Consider the following 24,226-nt stretch of genomic DNA (forward strand, 5'->3'; position numbering starts at 1 on the left):
TGCCGCGCTGCGGGCGGCGCGGACCAACGGGCGCCGCATCGCTACTGGAACCAGATCCGCTGGTAGTCCCGGCTCTGCGGGTGCAGGAGGAGGGCGAGCATGGCCACCGGGAACATGGCGCTGATGATCAAGGTGGCGCTGAGTCCACCGAAGATCAGCCAGAACACGTAGGGCAGCACGGCCAGGGAGGCCACGCCCACACCGAGGAAGTACCCCCACTTGCGCTCGTTGGCGATGCCGTAGCCGGCGGCCACGTTGCCGGCGGCGAGGAGGAGCACGAGCGGGTTGGCGAAACCGCCGAAGAGGACGTCGAAGGCCGCGCTGATATAGAGCAGGATGACGGCCATCTGGAGGGTTTGAGGTTGCGACGCATTGGTCCAGCGGCGGGTCTGCATGGCTGACAGTCTGGCAGGAGCCGCGCCCGACGAGGTGGTCGGCATCGTCCTCGCGGCCGGCGCCGGCACCCGTCTGCGGCCCCTCACCCTCGAGCGCCCCAAGGCCTTGTGCCCCGTCGGTGACGTCGCGCTGGTGGACCTCGCCCTCGACCGCCTGGCGCCGCTCGTCGGCGCGTTGGCGGTCAACGTCCACCACGGGCGGGCCGCCATGGAAGAGCACCTCGCGGGGCGCCCTGACGTGCACGTGTCGATCGAGGAGCCCGTCGCGCTGGGGACCGCCGGCGCCGTGGGCAGGCTCCGGCCCTGGATCGCCGGCCGGGCCGTCGTGGTGGTCAACGCCGACGCGTGGTGCCCCGACCCTCTCGACGCCCTGCTGGACGGCTGGGACGGCACCCGGGTGCGCCTTCTGCTCGTCGGGGCCGACGCGCTGTCGCCCCGGGTGGCGGTAGCCGGGTGCCTCCTCCCGGGGGACGCCGCAGCGGCACTGAGCGACGAGCCGAGCGGGCTCTACGAGGTCTGCTGGAAGCCGTGGGCGGATCGGGGGGCGGTGGAGGTGGTCCGCCACGACGGCCCGTTCATCGACTGCGGCACCCCGGCCGACTACCTGGCGGCCAACCTGGCCGCCTCGGGCGGCGCCTCGGTCATCGGGACCGGCGCCGTGGTCGAGGGGGAGGTCGAGCGCTCGGTGCTGTGGCCCGGCGCCGTGGTGCGGCCCGGCGAGACGCTCCGCGACGCCATCCGCACGACCGGCGGCCGGACCGTCCCGGTGCGTTGAGGCACGACCGCCCCCGGCGGGCCCGTCAGCGCGGCTCGGCCTCCGAGCGTCGCCGCACGTGCACCGCCCGCAACTGACCGCACGCCGCCGAGATCTCGGTGCCCCGGTTGCGGCGCACCGTGGCGTTGGCGCCGAGGTCGTGGAGGCGTCGGGCGAACGCGGCCACCTTCTCCGGCGGTGTGCCCCGGGTCCGGTAGCCATCGGTCGGGTTCAGGGGGATCAGGTTGACGTGGGCCCGCAGGGAGCGGGCGTAGTCGGCCAGCTCGGCGGCGTCCTGGCCACGGTCGTTGACCCCATCGATGAGCGCCCACTCGAACGAGAGGCGGCGGTTCTTGGCCTCGAGGTACGCGGTGCAGGCCTCGTGCAGCACGTCGAGGGGGTAGCGGCGGTTGATGGGCACGAGCTCGTCCCGCAGCTCGTCGTTGGCGGCGTGCAACGAGACGGCCAGGTTCACCGGGAGGTCCTCGGCGGCGAGTCGACGGATCCCGGGGACGATCCCGACGGTGGACAAGGTGAGGTGGCGCGCCGAGAGACCGAGGTCGCCGTGGAGGCGCTCGACGGCCGCCCAGACGGCGTCGTAGTTGGCCAGGGGCTCGCCCATGCCCATGAACACCACGTTGGACAACCGCCGGGGGGACGCCGCGGCCCGCGCCCGCACGACCTGCTCGACGATCTCGCCCGTGGTCAGGTGACGGTCGAAGCCCGCCTGGCCCGTGGCGCAGAAGCCGCAGGCCATGGCGCATCCCGCCTGGGTGGACACGCACACGGTGGCGCGGTCGGGGTAGTGCATCAGCACGGTCTCGATCTCGCGGCCGTCGGCCAGGGCCCACAGCCACTTCACGGTGTCGCCGTCGTCGCCGACCGACTCGGCCGCCGGGGTGAGCGCAGGCGGCAGCGCAGTGGCCAGTTGCTCGCGGAGCGCGGCGGGCAGGTCGGTCATGGCCTCGGGCCCGACGCCGCGCTCGTAGAGGCCGGCCCACACCTGGCGGGCGCGGAACGCGGGCTGGCCGGCGAGGAGCTCGGCGAGGTCGTCCGGGGAGGCGTCGTAGCGGCTGGGCACCACCCCTGAGGGTACGGGGCCGCCTCGGAAGGGCCGGTAACCTGCCCTCCGTGTCCCCGCTCGAGCCCGACCCCGACGAGTCCACCGACGCCGTCGGCCCGGGATCGGCGCCGGCCGGGAGCGCGGCCGGCGAGGGACCCGTCCCCAAGCACCAGCACCGCGATGTCCAGGGCGGTGTGGCGCGCGCCGCCGTCTTCGGGGCGAGTGACGGCCTGGTCTCCAACGTCTCGCTCATCCTGGGCGTCGCCGGCGCCAGCCCGGGTGCAGGCGTCGTCCGCCTGGCCGGCCTCGCCGGCTGGATCGCCGGCGCCATCTCGATGGCCGCCGGCGAGTACGGCTCCATGAAGGCGCAGACCGAGCTGCTCGAGCACGAGCTCAACCTCGAGCGCATCGAGCTGCACCGCAACCCCGTGGTCGAGACCCGCGAGCTCGCCGAGCTCTACCAGTCTCGAGGGCTAGAGCCCGAGCTCGCTCGCGAGCTGGCCACGGCCATGATGCGTGATCCCGAGACGGCACTGGAGGCGCACGCCCGCGAGGAGCTGGGCATCGACCCGGAGGCGCTGGGATCGCCCGTCGGCGCCGCCCTCGCCAGCTTCGGCACCTTCTCCATCGGGGCCTTGCTGCCGCTGCTGCCGTGGCTGATCGGCAGCGGCACGGCCGCGGTGGTCTGGTCGGTCGTCCTCGGCCTCCTGGGCGCCGCCACGGTCGGGATCCTCCTCGCCCGCTCCACGCACGGGTCCTACGTGCGCATGGTGGCGCGCTACGTCGGCATCGCCGTGCTCGCCAGCAGCGTGACCTACCTCGTCGGGTCGCTCGTGGGGGTCTCGACCGGCTGAGTTCGACTCAGCCCGCCCGGAACTCCACGTCGCGGGACACGGCCACGAACCCGAGCGACCGGTACAGCGCCACGGCGGCCACGTTGTCGGCGTCGACGTAGAGCATCCCCTGGCCGAGGCCCGTCCGCTGCAGCCAGTCCAGGCCGGTGAGCACCAGCGCCCGACCGAGGCCCTGCCCGTGCGCCCGCGGATCGACCCCGATCACGTAGATCTCGCCGAGGGGAGGGTCGGCGTCTCGATGCACCTTGGTCCAGCAGAACCCGTCGAGCGCGCCGGTCTCGTCGTGGTGCAGGAGGAAGCCGGCGGGGTCGAACCACGGCTCGGCTTCGAGGGCGAGGAGGTCCTCGACGGTCCGGCCTCCCTGATCGCGGTGGTCGGCGAAGGCCCGGTTGTTGACCGTCACCCAGGCCTGCTCATCCTGGCCGGGCACGAAGGCCCGCCACGGAAGCACCGGGGCTCGACCGCCGGGGAGCGGGAGCGGCACCCGCATCTGGCACAGCTCGCGTGACGGTGCCAGGGCGAGCCGGGCGGCCACGGCCTCGTCCCGCGCCCGGGCGCCGCGCACGAACCACCGCACCACCCGTGCGCCAGCGTGGTCCCGCAGGTGGTCGACGAGAGCGGCGGCGACGGTGGCGGCGTCGGACCCGGCGAGGTCGTCCTCGAGGAGCAGGGTGAGGTCGCCGTCGCGGTCGCAGCGGGCGTGGGCGACCACCCAGTCGGCCCGCTCGGCCATGGCCCACGTGGGTGCCTCGGCGTCGGCGGTCCCCGGAATGGCCGGGACGTCGGCCGTGCGGACGGAGAGAGCGTCGGGCATCACCGGTAGCCTCCCACGCCGTGGCCCGCCCCCGATCCCCCAAAGGCCGCGCCCGTGAGACCCTCGTGCGCCTGGCCGAGGAGTACCCCGAGGCGCGGTGCGAGCTCGACCACGAGAACCCGTACCAGTTGCTCGTGGCCACGATCCTGTCGGCGCAGTGCACCGACGCCCGGGTCAACATGGTCACGCCGTCGGTGTTCGCCCGCTACCCGGCGCCCGAGGACCTCGCCGAGGCCGACCCTGCCGAGCTCGAGGAGCTGATCCACTCCACCGGGTTCTTCCGCAACAAGGCCAAGAGCCTGCTGGGCATGGCCAACGCGCTCGTGGAACGCCATGACGGAGAGGTCCCGACGGCCATGAAGGACCTGGCGTCGCTGCCCGGGGTCGGCCGCAAGACGGCGAACGTGGTGCGCAGCGTGGCGTTCGACCTCCCCGGCCTGCCCGTCGACACCCACGTCGGTCGGATCTCCCGGCTGCTCGGCCTCACCACCGAGACCGACGCGGTGAAGGTCGAGCACGAGCTGAACGCCATGATCCCCGCGGCCGAGCGGGGCCGCTTCAGCCTTCGCCTCATCCTGCACGGCCGGCGGGTGTGCGTGGCGCGTCGCCCACGGTGCGAGGACTGCGTGCTCAACGACTTCTGCCCGTCGTCGCGGGTCTGAGAGGCCTCTACGGGCCGAACCCCCCAAAAAAAGGGACGGAGGGTGCGTGCCTCGCGGCGGAGGGTGGGGGTATGATCAGGACAACCAGGTTCCCGCCACCTGGTAGAAGGCGACAGACGGGTCCGCCGCCCGATGTCGCCCGCACCGGCGCCCCGCAAGGGGCGCCGGTGACGTTTTGGCGTCGGGTACCGCCGGTACGTGGACCGGAGCCTCGCCCACCACTCGTGGCCGACCAGCCGCTCAGCGCAGTTGGCGGACGAGGGTGGCGAGGCGCCGCGAGGCCGCCTGGAGCGACCGCTCCACCTCATAGAGGTCGCCGGCGAGATCGTCCCGACCGGCCGAGCGCATGCCGTCCGCGGACTCGGCCACCCGCTTGATCATCTCGTCGAGACCGGTGGCGACCGACGACAGCTGGGCGTGATCGAGGCTCAACGGGACGGCTCCTGACTCGACGGACGCCCTTGTCTACCCGCGACGGCGGCGAACCGCGGCGCCCACCGTCGGGGGCAGCGACTCGTCGCGGTGGATGCCATCGCCGAGGCGGCCGGTCGGGCGGTCGAGGCCGGCCGACGATCCGATACCGGCTCGTTCGCCGGGAGGGCCCCCCGGTACCGTGATGCGGCCATGCCCCGATCCCGCCTGCCCCGGACCTGGACCGGCCGCCCGTGCTGAACCGACTCGACCTGCGTGACGCCGCGGGCGACCTCGCCGGGCGCCTGCCCCGGCCCGAGGTGGCCGGCGCGGGGCCGGTCGCCGCCGTGCGCGCCATTCTCGACGACGTGCGCTCCCGCGGCGACGTCGCCCTGCGCGAGTACAGCGAGCGCTTCGACGGGGTGGTGCCCGAGCCGCTGCGGGTCCCCACCGACGAGATCGCCGCCGCCCTCGCCGGCCTCGGTCCCGACCTGCGGGACGCCCTCGAGTCGGCCGCGGCCGGCATCACCGACTTCCAGCGGTCCCAGCTGGCGCCGGAGCACGACTACGAGCGTGGCGGCCTCCGGGTGCGGGACCTGCGCCGGCCGGTCGACCGAGCGGGCTGTTACGTCCCCGGCGGGCGAGCGGTGTACCCGTCCACGGTGCTGATGACCGCCATCCCCGCGAAGGTGGCCGGCGTCCCTGAGGTGGCGTTGTGCGTGCCCCCCGACCCGACCGGTCAGGTGCCGACGGTGACCCTCGCCGCCGCCGCGATCGCCGGCGTCGACGAGGTCTACGCCGTCGGCGGCGCCCAGGCCATCGGCGCCCTGGCCTACGGCACCGAGTCCATCCCTGCGGTCGACGTCATCGTCGGTCCCGGCAACGTGTACGTGTCGGTGGCCAAGCGCGAGGTTGCCGGCACCGTCGGCGTGCCGTCGTCCTTCGCCGGCCCGTCCGAGATCGTGGTGGTCGCCGACGACACCACCCCGGCCACCTACGCGGCGGTGGACCTGCTCGTGCAGGCCGAGCACGGGCCGGGTGGGCTCGCCTGGTTGCTGTCCTGGTCGCCAGACGCCATCGAGGCGGTGGTGGCCGAGGTCGAGCGCCTCACCGACGCCGCGCCCCGTCGCGACGAGATCCTCAGCACCTTCGCCGACGGGGGCTACGCCGTGCTCTGCGCCTCACCCGAGCAGGCCATGGAGGTCGCCAACCTGATCGCTCCCGAGCACCTCCAGCTGATGACGGCAGACCCCGATGACCTCGTCCCGCTGGTGCGCCACGCCGGCGCGGTGTTCACGGGCGTGCTCGCGCCGGCCTCGATCGGCGATTACGTGGCCGGTCCGAGCCACGTGCTGCCCACGGACGGCTCCGCCCGCTTCTCCAGCGCCCTCACCGTCGACGACTTCCAGAAGCGCCTCCACGTCATCAGCCTCGACGAGCCCGCCTTCGCCACCGCTGCGCCGGTCGTCGCCACCCTGGCCGAGGCCGAGGGCCTCGTGGCCCACGCCGACTCCGTGCGCCTCCGGGAGGGTGGGCCCCGATGACGGTCGCGCCCCGGGACGATCTCGTCGCCCTCGAGGGCTACCACTCGCCGCAGGTGTCGGTGGACGTCCGCCTGAACACGAACGAGTCGCCGGCGCCGCCGCCCGCGGGCTGGGTGGACGACCTCACGCGTGCCGTCGCGGACGTCGACTGGCACCGCTATCCCGACCGCGGTGCCGGCGAGCTACGGACCCGGATCGCGGCCATGCACGGCGTGGCGCCCGAGCAGGTCTTCGCGGCCAACGGCTCCAACGAGGTGCTCCAGTGCCTCCTGCTCACCTACGGCGGCCCCGGTCGCTCGGTCGGTGTCTTCGAGCCGACCTACGCCCTGCACTCGCACCTCGCCCACATCACCGGCACGGGCGTGCTGGTGGGGGAGCGCACGGCCGACTTCGCGCTCGACCCCGCCGAGGTCGAGCGGGTGGTCACCGGCGGGCGGCCCACGGTCACGTTCCTCTGCTCGCCCAACAACCCCACCGGGGTGGTCGAGCCCGAGGACGTCGTGCGCGACGTCCTGGCGAAGGTCGAGGCGGTGGACGGACTGCTGGTCGTGGACGAGGCCTACGGCCAGTTCGCCCCCTGGTCGGCGCTCACGCTGATCGACGACGACCGCCCGCTGTGCGTCACCCGCACCTTCTCGAAGACATGGTCCATGGCCGCGGCCCGCCTCGGCTACGTCGTCGGCCCCTCGTGGCTGATCGCCGAGCTGGACAAGGTGACCCTGCCATACCACCTGGACGCGCTGAAGCAGGCCGCCGGAACGTTGGCCCTGGACTACGAGGACGCCATGGACGAGCGCGTCGCCGCCATCGTGGAGGAGCGGGGTCGCCTCGTCACCCGGCTGCGGGACCTCGACGTCGACGTGTGGCCCTCCGGTGCCAACTTCGTGCTGTTCCGCCCCCGGTCCGGCGACGGCGACGGCGTGTGGCAGGGCCTCGTCGACCGTTCGGTGCTCGTGCGCAACTGCGCCTCGTGGCCTCGCCTCGACGGGTGTCTGCGCGTCACCATTGGCACACCCGACGAGGACGACCGCTTCCTCGACGCCCTGGAGGAGATCCTGTGAGCCGATTCGCCAGTCGGGAGCGCACCACCAAGGAGACGGAGATCTCCATCGAGATGGACGTCGACGGGTCGGGCCTCACCGAGGTGTCCACGGGCATCCCGTTCTTCGACCACATGCTCAGCCAGCTCGGCCGCCACGGCGGATTCGACCTGCGGGTGCGGGCCGTCGGCGACCTCGAGATCGACCACCACCACACGGTCGAGGACGTCGGCATCGCCCTGGGCGAGGTGCTGGCCGACGCGCTGGGGGACAAGGCCGGCGTGCGGCGCTTCGCGTCCTCGTCCGTGCCCTTGGACGAGGCGTTGGTCGAGGTGGCCCTCGACCTCTCCGGCCGCCCCTACCTCCACTACGAGGTCGACTTCCCGGGCGAGAAGATCCTGAGCGACCCGCCCTTCGACCCCCAGCTCATCGAGGAGTTCTGGCGCGCCTTCGTGGTGGCGTCGGCCATCACGCTGCACATCACCAAGACACGGGGCAAGAACACCCACCACATCATCGAGGCCACCTTCAAGGGCGTCGCCCACGCCCTGCGCAACGCCGTGCGGGTCGAGGGCGCGGGGGTCCCGTCCACCAAGGGAACGCTGTGAGCGGCCCCGTCATCGCCGTCGTCGACTACGGCATCGGCAACCTGCGCTCGGCCCAGAAGGCCCTCGAGCACGTCGGCGCGGAGGCCCACCTGACCGCGGACCGCGACCTCATCGCCGCCGCCGACGGGGTGGTGCTCGCCGGCGTGGGCAACTTCGGCCGGTGCATGGAAGCGCTCCGCCAGGCCGACCTCGCCGGGCCCACCCTCGACGCGGTGGCGTCCGGTCGCCCCGTCATGGGCATCTGCGTCGGCATGCAGCTGCTGTACGAGGCCTCCGAGGAGGCGCCTGACACCGCCGGCCTCGGGGTGCTCCCCGGCACCGTGCGCCTGTTGCCCGACACCGAGAAGCGCCCGCAGATGCAGTGGAACCTGCTCCAGCGCCAGGGCCCGTCGGCGCTGCTCGACGGCATCGACGACCCGCTGTGGATGTACTTCGTGCACTCCTACGCCCCGCCCGCCGGCGACGCCGTGGTGGCCACCTGCGACTACGGCGGGCCCGTCACCGCGGTGGTCGAGCAGGGCAACGTCTGGGCCACCCAGTTCCATCCCGAGAAGTCGAGCGCCAAGGGACTCGCGGTGCTCGCCAACTTCGCCAAGGCCGCTGCCCGTCAGGTCACCGCCATGGGACAGCAGGCCTGACCATGGACCTCTACCCGGCCATCGACCTGCGGGGCGGTCGCTGCGTGCGCCTGTACCAGGGCGACTACGCCCAGGAGACGGTCTACGCCGACGATCCCGTCGCCCAGGCCCGCGCCTTCGCCGACGCCGGCGCCCCCTGGATCCACGTGGTGGACCTCGACGGCGCGCGCTCGGGCGAGCCCGCCCACACCGAGGTCATCAGTGCCATCGCCGAGGCGGTCGACGTGCCCGTGCAGACCGGCGGCGGCATCCGCGACGAGGCCACCGCCGAGCGCCTCTTCGCCGGCGGTGTGGCCCGGGTCGTGCTCGGGACCGTCGCGCTGGAGCAGCCCGAGCTGGTGGCGCGCCTCGCCGCCCGCCACCCGGTGGCGGTCGGCCTCGACGCCCGTGCCGGCGATGTCGCCGTGCGGGGCTGGGAGGAGGCCTCCGGCCGCTCGGTGCTCGACGTCGCCCGGGAGTTCGAGGCCGCCGGCATCGCCGCCCTCATCGTCACCGACATCGGCCGCGACGGCACCCTCGAGGGTCCCGACGTCGACGGCCTCGGCGCCGTTCTCGCCGCCACGAGCGTGGACGTCATCGCGTCGGGGGGCGTCGGGACGCTCGCCGACCTCGAGCACCTCCGTGCCCTCGAAGTGGCCGAGCGAAAGCTCAGCGGCGCCATCGTCGGCCGCGCCCTGTACGAGGGCGCCTTCACCCTCGACGCCGCCCTCGTGGCGTCGGTGGGGGCCTGAGGTGCGCACCGCGCGGATCATCCCGTGCCTCGACGTCGACAACGGTCGCGTGGTGAAGGGCGTGAACTTCGTCGACCTCGTCGACGCCGGCGACCCGGTCGAGCTCGCCGCCCGCTACGACCGCGAGGGCGCCGACGAGGTCGTCTTCCTCGACATCACCGCGTCCTCCGACGCCCGCGACACCATCGTCGACGTGGCCCGGCGCACCGCCGAGGAGGTGTTCATCCCCTTCACCATCGGGGGCGGCATCCGCTCGGTGGACGACGCCCGCCGGTTGCTGCGAGCTGGGGCCGACAAGGTGTCGATCAACACCGCCGCCATCGACCGGCCCGAGCTGATCACCGAACTGGCCACCGAGTTCGGCACGCAGTGCGTGGTGGTGGCCATCGACGCCCGCCGCCGTGCCGCCGGGGACGATGGGGACGAGGGTCCCGCCTTCGGCGTGTACACCCACGGCGGCCGCAACCCCACCGGCCTCGACGCCGTGGCCTGGGCCGCCGAGTGCGAGCGCCGCGGTGCCGGCGAGATCCTCCTCACCTCGATGGACCGCGACGGCACACGCGACGGCTTCGACCTGGAGCTGACCCGGGCGGTGTCCGACGCCTGCGGCATCCCCGTGATCGCCAGCGGCGGGGTGGGCTCGCTCGACCACCTGGCCGACGGTGTGGTGGAGGGTGGCGCCGACGCCGTCCTCGCCGCGTCCATCTTCCACTTCGGCGAGCACACCGTGGCCGAGGCCAAGGAGCACCTGGCCGCACGGGGGATCACGGTCCGCCCGCAGTGAGCGTGCGTCGGCTCCGAGGCGCGCTGCTGGTGGCGCTGCTCGTCGTCGCCGGCTTGGGAGCGGGCTGCAGCAGCGACGGGAGCGGCTCCGACCCGGACGGCGGGGCCCTGCCCGCAGCGGAAGGTGCCGACGAGGGAGCCACCGGCACCACCGTCGACGCCGGCGACGCCGTGCTCATCCCGCCGTCGGACGCCACCAGCCCCACCAGCGGGCCGCCCAACACCGACCCGCTCGCCGCCGCGGCCCCGCCGTCGGCGGCCACCTGCGAGGGCCGCACCGCCGGCGCCGACCGACTGGCCGACGACCTCGAGCTGCGGGTCCAGCTCGGCGCCGCCCTCGAGACCGGCCGCGTGCGTTGGGCCCTCACCGTCGACAACCGGGGTGACGACGCGGTCACGCTTGTCTACCCGACCAGCCAGGACGGCGACGTGGTCCTGCGAGGGGGTGGCGACGACGCCGTGGCCTACCGCTGGAGCGCGGACCAGTCGTTCGCGCAAGGTGAGCGCTGCCAGGTGATCGGGGCCGCCCAGCAGTACCGGGTCGAGCTCGGCGGCGTGCCTCTCGACGTCGAACCGGGGGAGTACACCCTGGTTGCCTCCCTGGCCGCGTCACCCACGCCGGCGCCCGCCCGCGTCGAGGTCACCGTTGCCGGGCCGGGCGCCGGGTGACGGCCGGTACGGTGACCGCCATGGCAGCCAACGGAGCCGCAGCGGCGGGCGCGTCCGATGACGACAAGCTCCCCATCAAGATGCTGAACGACCGCATCCTGGTGCAGACCTCGTCCGAGGGCGAGCGGCGCTCGAGCGGCGGCATCGTCATCCCCGCCACGGCCCAGGTGGGCAAGCGCCTGGTGTGGGCCGAGGCCGTCGCCGCCGGCCCCAATGTCCGCAGCATCGAGCCGGGCGACCACGTCCTGTTCAACCCCGAGGACCGCTTCGAGGTCGAGGTGCGGGGGCAGGACTACGTGATCCTGCGCGAGCGCGACATCCACGCGGTCGCTGCGCCCCGGCTCGACGAAGGCAGCACGGGCCTCTACCTGTGAGCGGGGAGGCGGGGGCCGCCACCTTCGAGGCCGAGCCCATCGAGGTCACCGCCGAGGAGCTCGGGCGGGTGGCGTACAACGCCGACGGGCTCGTTCCCGCCATCGTGCAGGACGCCGAGAACGGCCAGGTCCTGATGCTGGCGTGGATGAACGCCGAGTCGTTGGCCAAGACCCTCGCCACCGGCCGCACGTGGTTCTGGAGCCGGTCGCGCCAGGAGCTCTGGGGCAAGGGCGAGACCTCCGGCGACCGCCAGTACGTGCGGGCCGCGTTCTACGACTGCGACGGCGACACGCTGCTGTTCATCGTCGACCAGGAGGGCAGGGGCGCCTGCCACACCGGTGAGCGCTCGTGCTTCTTCCGGGCCTTCGGGCACCCCGAGGACCCGGGGAACGACCCCGACCCCGCTCCCGCCGCCCGCGCCGAGCACGGCACCGACGACCCGACCACCTGAAGGACGCACCGTGTACCAGCCCTCCCGCGACGAGTTCCACGCCCTGGCCCGCGACCACAGCGTCGTGCCGGTGTGGCGGGAGCTGGTGGCCGACATGACCACGCCGGTGGCGGCGTTCGCCCGCCTGGTGGGGGAGCGGCCGGGGTTCCTGCTCGAATCGGTCGAGCATGCCGAGCGCTGGAGCCGCTGGTCCTTCGTGGGCCGCAACCCGCTCACCACCATCGTGGCCCGGGGCGGTCGCCTCGATGTCGACGGCGAGCTGCCCCTCGGCGTCCCCACCGACCAAGGGGTCCTGGCCACCCTCGAGCACCTGCTCGAGCGCTACCGGTCGCCGCAGCTCCCCGACCTGCCGCCGCTGCACGGCGGGGTGATCGGCTACCTCGGCTACGACGTGGTGCGCGAGGTCGAGCACCTGCCCGACGTCCCGCCCGACGATCTCGGTCGTCCCGACGCCGTGCTCTCGGTGATCGGCCAGCTCGCCGCCTTCGACCACTGGCGCCAGCGGGTCACCCTGATCGACAACGTGCTCGTCGAGCCCGATGCCACGGAGGCGGCCCTCGACGCCGCCTACGAGGCCGCCGTCGCCCGCCTGGAGCAGCTGGCCGAGGACGGCGCCCGTCCCCTGAGCGAGCCGCTCGTGGACCCGCCCGACCCCACCGATCCGCTGCCCGAGGTCACCTCCACCATGGGGGCCGAGGTGTACTGCGCCGCGGTCGACGTGGCCAAGGAGCACATCCTCGCCGGCGACATCTTCCAGGTCGTGCTGGCCCAGCGCTTCGACCTCGAGCTGGGCGCCGACCCCTTCGACGTGTACCGGGTGCTGCGCCAGGTGAACCCGAGCCCGTACATGTACTTCCTGCGCCACCCGGAGGTGACCCTGGTCGGTTCGTCCCCCGAGCCGATGGTGCAGCTGCTCGACGGCCGGGTCGTTTCCCGCCCCATCGCCGGCACTCGGCCCCGAGGGGCCACCGACGAGGAGGACCGTCGTCTGGGCGCCGAGCTGGCCGAGCACCCCAAGGAGGTCGCCGAGCACGTGATGCTCATCGACCTCGCCCGCAACGACGTGGGACGGGTGGTCGAGTTCGGCACCGAGAGGGTCGACGAGATGATGACCCTCGAGCGCTACAGCCACGTGATGCACCTCACCTCGCAGGTGTCCGGGAAGCTGGCCGAGGGCCGCACGCCCATCGACGTCCTGCGGGCCACGCTGCCCGCGGGCACCGTCTCGGGTGCGCCCAAGGTGCGGGCCATGGAGATCATCGACGCCCTCGAGCCCACCAAGCGGGGCCCTTACGCCGGTGTGGTCGGCTACCTCGACTTCTCGGGCAACATCGACACCGCCATCGCCATCCGCACGATGGTGATCGGTCCCGACGGCGTGGCCTCGGTCCAGGCCGGCGCCGGCATCGTCGCCGACTCCGACCCGATGGCCGAGCACGAGGAGACGCAGAACAAGGCCCGGGCCCTCCTCGCCGCGGTGCCCGCCGCCCGCCGCATGAGCCGCAAGGGGACCCCATGAGCGATGACCGTGACCTGATGGCCGACGAGCAGGCCCTGCGGGGGTCCGTCGGGGCCGTGCGCACCGACCGTGAGGTGATCGAGGTGGCCGGCCCCGACGCGGCCACGTTCCTCCAGGGCCAGCTCAGCCAGGACGTCGCCGGCCTCGCCGAAGGCGCCTCCGCGTGGACCTTCGTGCTGCACCCCGACGGCAAGGTGGCCGTCTGGGGGCGCATCACCCGGCTCGGCCCCGACCGGTTCGTGTTCGACGTGGACGCCGGCGCCGGCGCCGCCCTCGTGGCCCGTCTCGAACGCTTCAAGCTGCGCGTCGACGCCACCATCGCCCCACTCGACTGGCAGGTCGTGGCCCTCCGTGGCCCCGATGCTCCCTCGGTGGACGTGGGTGACGCCGTCACCGCCGATCCCGAGTGGCCGAGCGCGCACGGCGTCGACCTCCTCGGGCCGGCGCCGACCGTGCCCGAGGGCGTGCGGTGGTGCGCCCCCGAGGTGCTGGAGGTGCTGCGCATCGAGTCCGGCGTGCCCGCCATGGGCGCCGAGCTCGACGAGCACACCATCCCGGCCGAGTCGGGGGTCGTCGAGCGGTCGGTCAGCTTCACCAAGGGCTGCTTCACCGGCCAGGAGCTGACGGCGCGCATCGACAGTCGGGGCGGCAACGTCCCTCGGCACCTGCGCGGTCTCCTCATCGCCGGGTCGGTGCCGCCCGTCGGGGCCGAGGTCCTGGTGGACGACGAGGTCGTGGGCGCCATCACGAGCGCGGCGCCGGGAGCGGCCGGCCACGGCGGGGGTGTCGCCCTGGCCTACGTGAAGCGGTCGGTCGACCCGCCGGCCGCGGCCACGGTCCGCTGGGGCGAGGGCGAGGCTCGAGGCGAGGTGCGCCCGTTGCCCCTCCTACCATTGGCGGGGTGACCCACTACGAGGTGCTGGGCGTGGCGCCCACGGCCGACGCCGCCACCGTGCGGCGGGCGTACCTCGTGCTCGCCCGCAAGCACCACCCGGACTACCACACCGGTGACGAGATCGGCCGCCGACGGGCCGAGCGGGAGATGCAGCGGGTCAACGAGGCGTGGTCGGTACTCGGCGACGAGGACGCACGAAGGGCCTACGACCGCACCATCGGACAGCCGTCCGGGCCGCGCCCCGGCTTCGAGCCCAAGGCGGGTCCGTCCTGGCACCCCGGTGGCGGCATCCCCCACGAGCGGGACGACCTGGCCGCCGACCTCGCCGACGACGCACCGCTCAGCGACGCCCATGTCCGCGGCTCGTGGACCCTCGTCCCCGTGGCGCTCTTCGCGTCGGCCGTGGCCCTGTTCGCCGTGGCCATGGTGCTCCAGGCCGCACCCCTCCTCGCCCTCTCGTTCATGTGCTTCGCCTTCTCGCTCCTCGGCTTCGTGCTCCTGCCCTTCATGGCCATGGGCTCCAGCCGCCGGGACGACCTCGCCGACGGAGGCCGGGCATGACGAGCACCTACCTCGACCGCATCCTCGTCGCCCACCGGGCCGCCGCCGCACAGGACGAGCGCCCGCTCGACGCGCTCATCGAGCAGGCCCACGCCCTGCCCCCGACGCGCGGGTTCCAGGCGGCACTCGAGCGTCCCGGGCTCGGAGTGATCGCCGAGATCAAGCGGCGTTCGCCCTCGAAGGGGGACCTGAACCCCGGGCTCGATCCCGCCGAGGTGGCCCGGGCCTACGAGCGCGGCGGTGCCGCCTGCCTCTCGGTGCTCACCGACGCCGAGTTCTTCGGCGGATCGCCGGCGGATCTCTCCGCCGCCCGGGCGGCGGTGTCCCTGCCCGTGCTGCGCAAGGACTTCACCGTGTGCGAGCGCGACGTCTGCGACACCCGTCTGATGGGCGCCGACGCGGTCCTGCTCATCGTGGCCGCCCTCGACGATCGCGAGCTCAGCCACCTGCACTCCCTCGCCCTGCGGCTGGGGCTCGACGTGCTCGTCGAGGTCCACGACGCCGACGAGCTGAACCGCGCGCTCGACGTCGGCGCCACCCTCATCGGGGTGAACCAGCGCGACCTCGTCACCTTCGCCGTGGACACCGAGCGGGCGGCGTCGCTGCGCCCGCTCATGCCCGGGGGCACGGTCTCGGTGGCCGAGTCCGGCGTCGGCGGGCCCGGGGACGCCGCCCACCTGCGGGCGGCCGGTTACGACGCCGTCCTGGTGGGGGAGTCGGTCGTGACCAGCGGAGACCCCGAAGCCGCCGTCCACGCCCTCGCCTCGGTCTGACCCCGCCGACCGCATCGACCCGGCGAATGCTTGGGGGGTCGCGGGTGGCCTCCGGTAGGTTCAGCGCCACATGTTCGTGAAGATCTGCGGGACCACGTCAGAGGAGGACGCGTTGCTGGCCGTGGCCATGGGCGCGGACGCGGTGGGGTTCATCTTCGCCCCGTCCCCGCGTCAGGTCTCGACCACGCGGGTGCGCGACATCCTCACCCGCCTGCCCCGCGAGATCCTCACCGTCGGGGTGTTCCGTGACGAGGCGCCCGAGCGGGTGCTCCAGATCGTCCAGGAAACCCGCCTCGGGGCGGTCCAGCTCCACGGTCACGAGACACCCGAGGAGAGCCGCTGGTTGGCCGACCGCGTCGGCTTTCTCATCAGGGCCCTGCCCGCCGGTTCGCCCGACCTCGCCCGGATCGACGAGTTCGGGGCCAGCGCCGTGCACATCGACTCCGAGACGCCCGGGTCCGGCCAGGTCTTCGACTGGTCGCTGGCCGAAGGCGCACCGTCGCACCGCAAGGTCATCCTCGCCGGCGGGCTCACCCCCGAGAACGTGGGTGACGCCATCGCCAAGGTGCAGCCGTGGGGCGTCGACGTCGCCACCGGCGTCGAGTCCGAGCCCGGCCGCAAGGACGCCTCCAAGCTCCGGGCCTTCATCAACGCGGCCCGGGCGGCGGCCCCGGCCGGCTACGAGGGCACCGATTCGGGCCCCTACGACTGGCAGGAGGACCTGTGACCGTCATGGCCGACCCCGGTTCGTCGGGGCGCTTCGGCGAGTTCGGCGGGCGCTTCGTCCCCGAGACCCTCGTCCCCGCCTGCGCCGAGCTCGAAGCGGGGTTCACCGACGCCTGGGCCGACCCCGCCTTCCGCGACGAGCTCGACGGCCTGCTGCGGGACTACGCGGGCCGGCCGTCGCTGCTCACCGAGTGCCACCGGCTGTCCGAGCACCTGGGCCTGCGCCTGCTGCTCAAGCGCGAGGACCTCAACCACACCGGCTCCCACAAGATCAACAACGTGCTGGGCCAGGCTCTGCTGGCCAAGCGCATGGGCAAGCAGCGGCTCGTGGCCGAGACCGGTGCCGGCCAGCACGGGGTGGCGTCCGCCACCGCGGCGGCGCTGCTCGGCATGGAGTGCATGGTCTACATGGGGGCGGTGGACATGGAGCGCCAGGAGCTCAACGTGTTCCGCATGCGCCTGTTGGGCGCCGAGGTGCGCTCCGCCGAGTCGGGCAGCCGCACCCTCAAGGACGCCATCAACGAGGCCATGCGGGACTGGGTGGCCACCGTCGAGTACAGCCACTACTGCCTCGGCTCGGTGATGGGCCCGCACCCGTACCCGTGGATGGTGCGCCAGTTCCACCGGGTGATCGGCGACGAGGCCCGGGCGCAGTGCCTGGCCCACCTCGGTGACCTGCCCGACGTGGTCACCGCGTGTGTCGGCGGCGGCTCCAACGCCATCGGCATCTTCTCCGGCTTCGCCGACGACGAGGGCGTCGAGCTGGTCGGCGTCGAGCCCGCCGGCGGTGCTGCGGTGGGCCGGGGCGTCCCCGGCGTCGTCCACGGCTCGAAGTCGTACCTCATGCAGGACGAGTGGGGGCAGGTGCTCGAGGCCGAGTCCATCTCGGCCGGCCTCGACTACCCGGGCGTCGGGCCCGAGCACGCCCACCTGGCCGCCATCGGCCGGGCCCGCTACGAGCAGGTCACCGACGCCGAGGTGCTCGACGCGTTCACCCTGCTGTCCCGCATGGAAGGCATCATCCCCGCCCTCGAGCCCGCGCACGCCCTGGCCTGGGTGGTCCGGGCCAAGGAGTCGCTCGCCGGCCAGACCGTGCTGTTGAACCTGTCCGGTCGGGGCGACAAGGACGTCGACCAGGTCATGGGCATCCTCGGATGAGCCCCGGCACGCTCGAGACGCACCTGCGCGCCCGCCGGGGCGCCGGCAAGAAGCTCCTGGTGCCCTACGTGACCGGCGGCTACGACGACGAGTGGCTCGACGTGGTGCGGGCGGTGGCCGATGCCGGCGCCGACGCCATCGAGGTCGGCATCCCCTTCTCCGACCCCGTGATGGACGGCCCCGTCATCCAGGAGGCGTCGGAGACCGCGCTGCGCCGGGGCACCACGCCGCAGTCGATCCTCACCCAGTTGGCGGACCTCGACGCCGGGGTTCCGCTGGCGGTGATGCTCTACTACAACACCGTGTTCCACATGGGCCACGAGCGCTTCGCCCAGGAGCTGGTCACCGCCGGTGTGGCGGGCGCCATCGTGCCCGACTGCCCGCTCGAGGAGATCGGGCCGTGGGCTGAGGCCGCCGATGCCGCCGGGGTCGAGACCGTGATGCTGGCCGCGCCGACGGCCCCCGACGAGCGCCTGCCCCGCATCTGCGAGCGCGCCCGGGGCTTCGTGTACGCGGTCGGGCTCCTCGGGGTGACGGGGGAGCGGGACGCCCTCGCCGACTCGGCCACGATCATCGCCGGCCGCGTGAAGGCGGTGACCGACAAGCCCGTGCTCATCGGCGTGGGCGTCGGCACCGCGGACCAGGCCGTCGAGGCCTCCACCGTGGCCGACGGGGTGGTGGTGGGCACCGCGCTGGTGCGTCGCCTGCTCGAAGGAGCCGGTCCGGAGGGTGCGGCCGCCTTCGTGGGTGAGCTCCGAGCCGCGCTCGACCGCTGAATTCCGTTCGATAGCACACCAGAGCACCCGCAGTCGCGGATGGTCACCGTCGCCCCGTGGTGGCAGGGCGAAATGCTTGACATGGGTGCCCGGATCTACTCGGCTGTCCCTCTAGAGGCCCGAAATCCCCGACCCCACAGGCCTTTCCAGGAGGGCAACACATGAACAAGTCCGAGCTGATCGACGCAATCGCCACCAAGACCGGAGTCAGCAAGGCCGACGCCGGCAAGGTGTTGGACGGCTTCTTCGAGGTGGCCTCGGAGACCGTGGGGGGCGACGACAAGATCACCCTCCCCGGCTTCCTCTCCATCGAGCGCACGCACCGTGCCGCCCGCTCCGGCCGCAACCCCGCGACGGGTGAGGCCATCCAGATCCCGGCGGGCTACGGCGTGAAGGTGTCCGCGGGCTCCAAGCTCAAGGCCGCCGCCAAGTAGCACGGCAGCACCGAACGACGACGGGGGGCGGCGCACCAGCGCCGCCCCCCGTTCGCGTCCCGCCACGGGTCGCAGCGGGCGCCGACCGGGTCGTGGCCCCGATGCGTCCTGCTGGCTACGGTCGGGGCATGGCACTCGAAGCAGGCGACAAGGCTCCCGCGTTCACCCTCCTCGACCAGTCCGGCGAGAAGGTCCGGCTCTCGGCGTTCAAGGGCCGCAAGGTGATGCTGTACTTCTACCCCCGGGCCGACACGCCGGGCTGCACCACCCAGTCCTGCAACCTGCGTGACATCGCCGGCGACATCGGCGACACCCAGATCCTCGGGGTCAGCCCCGACAAGCCCGAGAAGCAGGCCAAGTTCGACGAGAAGTACGGCCTGGGCTTCCCGCTCCTCGCCGACGAGGACCACGCCGTGGCCGAGGCCTACGGGGTCTGGGGCGAGAAGAAGAACTACGGCAAGGTCTACATGGGCATCATCCGCTCGGCCTTCCTGATCGACGAGAAGGGCAAGATCGAACAGGCCTGGTACAAGATCAGCCCCAAGGACACCCCGCTCAAGCTCCAGGCCGCCCTCGAGGCCGGCTGAGCGCCCCCGTGACGCCCCTGCCGCCCCCCGAGGCGGTCCTGCCCCATCGGGCACCGTTCCTGCTCCTGGACGAGGTCACGGAGCTCACGGCCGACGGCACGGCCCGGGGACGGTGGCACCTCACCGGCGACGAGGACTTCTTCGCCGGCCACTTCCCGGGCCTGCCCACCCTCCCCGGCGTCCTGATGCTGGAGTCCATCGCCCAGCTGGGCGCCTACGCGGTGCTCAGCGACGAGCGCACGGCCGGCAAGCTCCCGTTGTTCGGCGGCGTCGACAACGCCAGGTTCCGCCGCCAGGTAGGACCCGGCGACACCCTGACGCTCGAAGTCGAGCTCGGCCGCATGTCCAGCAGAGCAGGCAAAGGCCACGGCCGCGCCTTGGTGGGTGAGGAGGTGGCCTGCGAGGCCGACCTCCTGTTCGTCCTGGTGGACGCCCCGAGCTGAGCCGAGCCCGCTCGAAGACCGCTGACCCGGGGTGACGAGCCGACGGCGAGTCCGCTCCGAGGCGCGTGACGCAGCGAGCGGGGCGCCCGCCCCGAACGAGTGTCGGCCGGACGAGGCCGCCAGGGCACGGCCGGAGGGCCGGGGGGTGGCGGCGGAACGGCTTCCGGCGCAGCGAGGGACGAGCGAAGCCGGAAACGGACTCCGCCGACAGGACCCGCCGGCCCGCAGGCCGTGGGGAGTTCAGGCGGAAGGAGGGCCGAACACGAGGCACCCGTTGTGCCCCCCGAACCCGAACGAGTTCGACAGCACCGCCGCCGGCTCCCAGGCGCGGTAGGTGCCGGTGACCACGTCGATGCCGGGGATGTCGGGGTCGATGGTCTGCGTGCCCATCGTCGGGGGGATCAGCCCCCGCTGGATCGAGAGCACCGACGCCACCGCCTCGAGGGCGCCGGCGGCGCCGAGGGAGTGGCCGGTGACGCCCTTGATGGACGTGACGGGCGGGCCGGGAGCGCCGAAGACCTTGGCGATGGCCTCGGCCTCGGCGGCGTCGTTGAGGGGGGTGGACGTGCCGTGGGCGTTGATCTGTCCCACAGCGGACGTCGGCACGCCGGCGTCCGCGAGGGCGAGCTCCATGCATGACACCGCACCGGAGCCGCCGGGGTCCGGGGCGGTGATGTGGTGGGCGTCGGCGGTGCTGGCGCTGCCGAGCACCTCGGCGAGGATGGTGGCGCCCCGGGCCTCGGCCCGGTCCCACTCCTCGAGGAGCAGCACGGCGGCGCCTTCGGCGATGACGAAGCCGTCGCGCTCGGCGTCGAACGGGCACGACCGGCCCGTCGAGGACGTGGCGGTCATGTTGATGAAGCCCTGGATGGCGGTAGGGGTGAGGGCGGCTTCGGCGCTTCCGCCGAGGACGGCCTCGCACCGCCCGGAGGCCACCAACATGGCCGCGTGGGCGATGGAGTGGGTGCCGGCGGCGCAGGCGGTGGTGATGGTCTCGCAGGGGCCGCGCCAGCCGTGGCGCATCGAGACGGACGCGGCGGCGCCGTTCGACATCATCATGGGCACGAGGAAGGGGGAGACCCGGCGGGCCCCCTTCGTGTAGTAGATCTGCACCCCGTTCTCGAGGGTGTTGAGGCCGCCGACGCCGGTGCCGATGATGACGCCCGAGCGGTCGGGGTCGGCACCGAGGTCGCCGGCCTGCTCGAGGGCCATCTGGGCCGCGGCGAGGGCGAACTGCGCGAAGCGGTCGGTGCGACGCGCCTCTTTCGGGTTGTCGAACCAATCCTCGGGGTCGAAGCCGGTGACCTCGCGCCGGTCGGCGGGCTCGACGGGCGTGCCGAGGCCGTCCCAGAACGCGTCGGTGCCGATGCCGCAGGGCGCGACGACGCCCACTCCGGTGACGGCGACGCGCGCCCCTCGCATCGCTAGCCCAGCTTGCCCTTGACCAGGTCGAAGGCCTGGCCGACGGTCTCGATGCCCTCGAGCTCCTCTTCGTCGACGGTGACGTCGAACTCCTCCTCGAGCGCCATCACGAGCTCGACGAGGTCGAGGCTGTCGGCGTCGAGGTCCTCACCGAAGGTGGCCTCGCGGGTGACCTTGTCGGCGTCGACCGAAAGGACCTCCACCGCGCACCGCTTGAACCGTTCGAAATCTGCGTCGTCGCTCACGCTGCTCCACTCCGTGCTGTGTTCGGTCTGGTCGTCGGGGCCAGGGCCCCTATGTTCCCATGCCCATGCCACCGTCGACCGGGATGACGGCGCCGGTGATGTAGGCGGCCTCGTCCGAGGCCAGGAACGCGATGGTCGACGCTACCTCCTCGGTCGTTCCGAAACGCCCGAGGGGGACGACCGCGGTGATGAGCGCCTGGCGCTCCTCGGGCAGTGCGTCGGTCATGTCGGTGGCGATCGGCCCGGGCGCCACGACGTTGACGGTGATGTTCCGGGAGCCGAACTCGCGGGCCATCGAGCGGGCGAGCCCCACGAGGCCCGACTTGGCGGCGGCGTAGTTGGCCTGGCCCGCCGAGCCGAGGTGGGCGACGACCGACGAGAGGAAGATGACCCGACCCCAGCGGGCCCGCATCATCTTGGTCACGGCCCGCTTGGCCACGCGGTAGCTGCCGGCGAGGTTGGTGTCGACGACGGAGGAGAAGTCCTCCTCGCCCATGCGCACGAGGAGGCCGTCGTGGGTGATGCCGGCGTTGGACACGAGGACCTCGACCGGGCCGAGCTCGGCCTCGACGGCGGCGAAGGCGGCCTCCACCTGGTCGGGGTCGGTCACGTCGCAGGGCACGCACAGCAGGTCGCCGGCGTCCTCCGGCGGTGCCGTGCGATAGGTGACGGCGACGCGGTGGCCCTCGGCGGCGAAGGCCCGGGCGGTGGCCAGGCCGATGCCGCGTGACCCGCCGGTGACGAGGACGACGCGGCTCAACGGACGGGTCCGGGGCAGGTCATGGCTGCCACCGTAGAACAGCGCTGCCCCACGCCATCCCGGCCCCCACCCCGGACAGGAGGAGGATCTCGCCGGGATGGACCCGGCCCTCGTCCAGCACGGCGCACAGGGCCAGCGGGATCGACGCCGCCGAGGTGTTGCCGGTGCGCTCGACCATGAGCGCGACCCGCTCGGGAGGGATGCCGAGGCGCTCGGCGGAGGCCTCGATGATGCGGCGGTTGGCCTGGTGGGGGACGAACAGGCCGACGTCGGCCACGGTGAGCCCGGCCCGGTCGAGGGCGGCGGTGGACGACTCGACCAGGGCCCGCACGGCCCGGCGGTACACCTCCCGGCCGTCCATGTGCAGGACGTCGCCGCGGTCCGCCCACAGCAGCGGCGCGGCGGCGCCGTCCCCTCCGAGGTCGTGGCCCAGCAGGGTGTCGGGCCCGTCCGTGGCCTCCAGGACCACGGCGCCGGCCCCGTCGCCGAAGAGGACGGCGGTCTCGCGGTCGTCCCAGTCCACGATGCGGCTCATGGTCTCGGCGCCGATCAACAGGATGCGCCGCAGCCCGGCGGCCATCAGGCCGCGCGCCACGACGAGGCCGTAGACGAAGCCCGAGCAGGCGGCGTTGAGGTCGAAGGCGGCGCAGCGGTCGAGGCCGAGCGCGGCCTGCACCACCGAGGCCGTCGCGGGAGTCTCCTGGTCGGGGGTCAGCGTGGCCACGATCACCGCATCGACGGCGCCGGGCGAGCGGACGAGCGCCTGGCGGCCCGCCGCCACCGCGAGCTCGGTGGTGCTGGACCCCACCCGGCGCTCGGCGATGCCGGTGCGCTCACGGATCCACTCGTCGGAGGTGTCCAGCCAGGTGGCCAGGTCGTCGTTGGTGATGGTCTTGTCCGGCAGCGCCGCCCCCCAGCCGGCGATCCGGACCGTGGTCACCGGTCCCCGTCCACCGACAGCCACGCCACGGGTTGGCTCGGGGTGACCCGCTCGCCCTCGATGGCGAGGAAGCCGGCGAAGCGTCCCCCGAACGCGGAACGGACGGGCTCGCCGCCGACGGTGCCGACCTCGTCGCCCGGAGTGACCGGTTCGCCGAGGTCACGGGCGGGCGAGCGGCGGAAGACCCCGGTGGCGGTCGTCACCACGAGGCGCTCGCCGATGGCGAGGTGCTCGCCGAGGCCCCCCTGGTAGGGGCTGGGCCCCGCCAGCGCCTCCAGGAGCCCGTCGAGGTCCTCCGGGGTGGCGACGGAGCAGGCGCGGGCGGTCGGGGCGCAACGCTTGGCGAGACCGGTGAGCACGGTGCCTGGACCGAGCTCCACCAGTCGGGTCACGCTCTCGTCCAGGAGGGCGGCGACCGACTGCCGCCAGCGCACGGGGCTGCACAGCTGCGCGAGCAGGAGCCCGTCCCACCCGTCGGCGCCGGCGTGGGCGGTGGCGTCGACGTTGGTGACCACGGGCGTGTCGGTGGCCCGCCAGGCGACGTCACCGAGGGCCTTGTCGAGGCGCTCACGGGCGGGCGCCATGAGCGGAGAGTGGAACGCCCCACCGACCTTCAGGGGCATGACCTTCTTCGCGCCGAGCTCACGGGCGATCGCGGCGCCGGCCTCGAGGCCCTCGGGCGTGCCGGCCAGCACCGTGTGGCCCGGGGCGTTGAAGTTGGCGGCCCAGACGTCGCCGGCCCGAGCGCAGGTCACCGCCACCTGGTCCTCGTCGAGGCCGAGGACGGCCGCCATCGATCCTTCCTGGTCGTCGGCGGCGGCCTGCATGGCGTTGCCCCGCTCGACCACGAGGCGCACGCCCTCCTCGAAGCTGACGATCCCGGCGGCGGTGATCGCCGAGTACTCGCCGAGGCTGTGGCCGGCGAGCAGCCGTGGGGAGACCCCCAGGCGCTCGACGGCGTCCAGGGCGACGAGGCTGGCCACGAAGGTGGCGAGCTGGGCGTTGCGGGTCTCCTGGAGCTCGTCGGCCCCCGCCTCGAGGAGGAGGTGGGCGACGTCGCGGCCGGCCACCTCGCTCGCCTCCGCCACGAGTTCCCAGGACGGGTGGTCGACCCACGCGGCCCCGAAGCCCGGGCGCTGGGAGCCCTGGCCGGGGAAGGTGAACGCGATCATCGGGGGTGGGACCGGCGGGCCCG

Annotated in this window: 31 protein-coding genes; 22 read left to right on the plus strand and 9 right to left on the minus strand. The window is 73.3% G+C overall.

Features of this window, described 5'->3' with window-relative positions:
- Positions 1-41: 41 nt before the first annotated feature.
- Positions 42-395, minus strand: a complete 354-nt coding sequence (locus JNK12_05745; GenBank protein MBL8775410.1) for a hypothetical protein — start codon at positions 393-395, stop codon at positions 42-44.
- Between JNK12_05745 and JNK12_05750 the strand changes: the two genes are divergently transcribed.
- Entirely contained in the window at positions 394-1,170 is a 777-nt protein-coding gene (locus tag JNK12_05750; GenBank protein MBL8775411.1) for an NTP transferase domain-containing protein, read from the plus strand. The genes JNK12_05745 and JNK12_05750 overlap by 2 nt on opposite strands.
- A gap of 25 nt (positions 1,171-1,195) precedes the next feature.
- Here the strand turns inward: JNK12_05750 and rlmN are convergent, their stop codons facing one another.
- Positions 1,196-2,233: a 23S rRNA (adenine(2503)-C(2))-methyltransferase RlmN gene (gene rlmN / locus JNK12_05755; GenBank protein MBL8775412.1), complete on the minus strand. Its 1,038-nt coding sequence runs from the start codon at positions 2,231-2,233 to the stop codon at positions 1,196-1,198.
- Positions 2,234-2,280: 47 nt separating this feature from the next.
- On the opposite strand from rlmN, the gene JNK12_05760 reads away from it, so the two are divergent.
- Positions 2,281-3,066: a VIT1/CCC1 transporter family protein gene (locus tag JNK12_05760; GenBank protein MBL8775413.1), complete on the plus strand. Its 786-nt coding sequence runs from the start codon at positions 2,281-2,283 to the stop codon at positions 3,064-3,066.
- Positions 3,067-3,073: 7 nt separating this feature from the next.
- On the opposite strand, the gene mshD is transcribed toward JNK12_05760, so the two are convergent.
- Positions 3,074-3,880: a mycothiol synthase gene (gene mshD, locus JNK12_05765; GenBank protein MBL8775414.1), complete on the minus strand. Its 807-nt coding sequence runs from the start codon at positions 3,878-3,880 to the stop codon at positions 3,074-3,076.
- Positions 3,881-3,900: 20 nt separating this feature from the next.
- Here mshD and nth point away from each other — a divergent pair, with 20 nt between their 5' ends.
- Complete coding sequence (gene nth, locus JNK12_05770) at positions 3,901-4,542, plus strand: endonuclease III (GenBank protein ID MBL8775415.1); 642 nt, start codon at positions 3,901-3,903, stop codon at positions 4,540-4,542.
- 240 nt (positions 4,543-4,782) lie between these two features.
- Here nth and JNK12_05775 read toward each other — a convergent pair whose 3' ends face one another.
- Positions 4,783-4,974, minus strand: coding sequence for a hypothetical protein (locus tag JNK12_05775; GenBank protein MBL8775416.1), 192 nt, complete (start codon positions 4,972-4,974; stop codon positions 4,783-4,785).
- Between the two features lie 233 nt (positions 4,975-5,207).
- Here JNK12_05775 and hisD point away from each other — a divergent pair, with 233 nt between their 5' ends.
- The 19 genes from hisD (at position 5,208) to fabZ (ending at position 19,664) form a co-directional block, all read left to right on the plus strand.
- Positions 5,208-6,497: a histidinol dehydrogenase gene (gene hisD, locus JNK12_05780; GenBank protein ID MBL8775417.1), complete on the plus strand. Its 1,290-nt coding sequence runs from the start codon at positions 5,208-5,210 to the stop codon at positions 6,495-6,497.
- Positions 6,494-7,558 carry a histidinol-phosphate transaminase gene (hisC, locus tag JNK12_05785; GenBank protein MBL8775418.1) on the plus strand — a complete coding sequence of 355 codons (1,065 nt, stop codon included), beginning with the start codon at positions 6,494-6,496 and terminating at the stop codon, positions 7,556-7,558. Before hisD ends, hisC begins: the two co-directional genes overlap by 4 nt.
- Entirely contained in the window at positions 7,555-8,145 is a 591-nt protein-coding gene (gene hisB, locus JNK12_05790) for an imidazoleglycerol-phosphate dehydratase HisB (GenBank protein ID MBL8775419.1), read from the plus strand. The genes hisC and hisB overlap by 4 nt, the downstream gene beginning before the upstream one ends.
- Positions 8,142-8,783, plus strand: a complete 642-nt coding sequence (hisH, locus tag JNK12_05795; GenBank protein MBL8775420.1) for an imidazole glycerol phosphate synthase subunit HisH — start codon at positions 8,142-8,144, stop codon at positions 8,781-8,783. Before hisB ends, hisH begins: the two co-directional genes overlap by 4 nt.
- A 2-nt stretch (positions 8,784-8,785) precedes the next feature.
- Complete coding sequence (gene hisA / locus JNK12_05800; GenBank protein ID MBL8775421.1) at positions 8,786-9,514, plus strand: 1-(5-phosphoribosyl)-5-[(5-phosphoribosylamino)methylideneamino]imidazole-4-carboxamide isomerase; 729 nt, start codon at positions 8,786-8,788, stop codon at positions 9,512-9,514.
- Position 9,515: 1 nt separating this feature from the next.
- Entirely contained in the window at positions 9,516-10,298 is a 783-nt protein-coding gene (hisF, locus tag JNK12_05805) for an imidazole glycerol phosphate synthase subunit HisF (GenBank protein MBL8775422.1), read from the plus strand.
- On the plus strand, positions 10,295-10,966 hold the full coding sequence (locus JNK12_05810; GenBank protein MBL8775423.1) for a hypothetical protein: 672 nt from the start codon (positions 10,295-10,297) through the stop codon (positions 10,964-10,966). Before hisF ends, JNK12_05810 begins: the two co-directional genes overlap by 4 nt.
- Before the next feature lie 20 nt (positions 10,967-10,986).
- On the plus strand, positions 10,987-11,340 hold the full coding sequence (locus tag JNK12_05815; GenBank protein ID MBL8775424.1) for a co-chaperone GroES: 354 nt from the start codon (positions 10,987-10,989) through the stop codon (positions 11,338-11,340).
- Between the two features lie 38 nt (positions 11,341-11,378).
- Positions 11,379-11,792, plus strand: coding sequence for a phosphoribosyl-AMP cyclohydrolase (gene hisI, locus JNK12_05820; protein ID MBL8775425.1), 414 nt, complete (start codon positions 11,379-11,381; stop codon positions 11,790-11,792).
- Positions 11,793-11,886: 94 nt separating this feature from the next.
- Positions 11,887-13,311, plus strand: coding sequence for an anthranilate synthase component I (gene trpE, locus JNK12_05825; protein ID MBL8775426.1), 1,425 nt, complete (start codon positions 11,887-11,889; stop codon positions 13,309-13,311).
- Positions 13,308-14,216: a folate-binding protein YgfZ gene (locus JNK12_05830; protein ID MBL8775427.1), complete on the plus strand. Its 909-nt coding sequence runs from the start codon at positions 13,308-13,310 to the stop codon at positions 14,214-14,216. Before trpE ends, JNK12_05830 begins: the two co-directional genes overlap by 4 nt.
- Positions 14,213-14,767 carry a J domain-containing protein gene (locus JNK12_05835; protein MBL8775428.1) on the plus strand — a complete coding sequence of 185 codons (555 nt, stop codon included), beginning with the start codon at positions 14,213-14,215 and terminating at the stop codon, positions 14,765-14,767. Before JNK12_05830 ends, JNK12_05835 begins: the two co-directional genes overlap by 4 nt.
- Complete coding sequence (trpC, locus tag JNK12_05840) at positions 14,764-15,540, plus strand: indole-3-glycerol phosphate synthase TrpC (GenBank protein ID MBL8775429.1); 777 nt, start codon at positions 14,764-14,766, stop codon at positions 15,538-15,540. The genes JNK12_05835 and trpC overlap by 4 nt, the downstream gene beginning before the upstream one ends.
- Before the next feature lie 70 nt (positions 15,541-15,610).
- Positions 15,611-16,267 carry a phosphoribosylanthranilate isomerase gene (locus tag JNK12_05845; protein ID MBL8775430.1) on the plus strand — a complete coding sequence of 219 codons (657 nt, stop codon included), beginning with the start codon at positions 15,611-15,613 and terminating at the stop codon, positions 16,265-16,267.
- A 5-nt stretch (positions 16,268-16,272) separates the two neighbouring features.
- The gene (gene trpB, locus JNK12_05850; GenBank protein ID MBL8775431.1) at positions 16,273-17,424 is read left to right on the plus strand and encodes a tryptophan synthase subunit beta; all 1,152 of its coding nucleotides are present in this window, start codon (positions 16,273-16,275) and stop codon (positions 17,422-17,424) included.
- Entirely contained in the window at positions 17,421-18,200 is a 780-nt protein-coding gene (locus JNK12_05855; GenBank protein MBL8775432.1) for a tryptophan synthase subunit alpha, read from the plus strand. The genes trpB and JNK12_05855 overlap by 4 nt, the downstream gene beginning before the upstream one ends.
- Before the next feature lie 161 nt (positions 18,201-18,361).
- Positions 18,362-18,634, plus strand: coding sequence for an HU family DNA-binding protein (locus JNK12_05860; GenBank protein MBL8775433.1), 273 nt, complete (start codon positions 18,362-18,364; stop codon positions 18,632-18,634).
- Between the two features lie 128 nt (positions 18,635-18,762).
- The gene (gene bcp / locus JNK12_05865) at positions 18,763-19,221 is read left to right on the plus strand and encodes a thioredoxin-dependent thiol peroxidase (protein MBL8775434.1); all 459 of its coding nucleotides are present in this window, start codon (positions 18,763-18,765) and stop codon (positions 19,219-19,221) included.
- Positions 19,222-19,229: 8 nt separating this feature from the next.
- Positions 19,230-19,664, plus strand: a complete 435-nt coding sequence (gene fabZ / locus JNK12_05870; GenBank protein MBL8775435.1) for a 3-hydroxyacyl-ACP dehydratase FabZ — start codon at positions 19,230-19,232, stop codon at positions 19,662-19,664.
- Between the two features lie 240 nt (positions 19,665-19,904).
- On the opposite strand, the gene JNK12_05875 is transcribed toward fabZ, so the two are convergent.
- From JNK12_05875 to fabD, 5 genes are read right to left on the minus strand one after another with little or no spacing between them, the layout of a single operon-like run.
- Positions 19,905-21,086: a beta-ketoacyl-[acyl-carrier-protein] synthase family protein gene (locus tag JNK12_05875; GenBank protein MBL8775436.1), complete on the minus strand. Its 1,182-nt coding sequence runs from the start codon at positions 21,084-21,086 to the stop codon at positions 19,905-19,907.
- A gap of 2 nt (positions 21,087-21,088) precedes the next feature.
- Entirely contained in the window at positions 21,089-21,331 is a 243-nt protein-coding gene (gene acpP / locus JNK12_05880; GenBank protein ID MBL8775437.1) for an acyl carrier protein, read from the minus strand.
- 49 nt (positions 21,332-21,380) lie between these two features.
- Positions 21,381-22,091: a 3-oxoacyl-ACP reductase FabG gene (gene fabG / locus JNK12_05885; GenBank protein ID MBL8775438.1), complete on the minus strand. Its 711-nt coding sequence runs from the start codon at positions 22,089-22,091 to the stop codon at positions 21,381-21,383.
- Between the two features lie 19 nt (positions 22,092-22,110).
- A complete protein-coding gene (locus tag JNK12_05890) occupies positions 22,111-23,031 on the minus strand; it encodes a ketoacyl-ACP synthase III (protein ID MBL8775439.1) in 921 nt (306 codons plus the stop codon).
- The gene (gene fabD, locus JNK12_05895; protein MBL8775440.1) at positions 23,028-24,203 is read right to left on the minus strand and encodes an ACP S-malonyltransferase; all 1,176 of its coding nucleotides are present in this window, start codon (positions 24,201-24,203) and stop codon (positions 23,028-23,030) included. Before fabD ends, JNK12_05890 begins: the two co-directional genes overlap by 4 nt.
- Positions 24,204-24,226 lie beyond the last annotated feature (23 nt).

The sequence above is a fragment of the Acidimicrobiales bacterium genome, from assembly GCA_016794585.1.
Lineage (GTDB): Bacteria > Actinomycetota > Acidimicrobiia > Acidimicrobiales > DATDAH01 > JAEUJM01.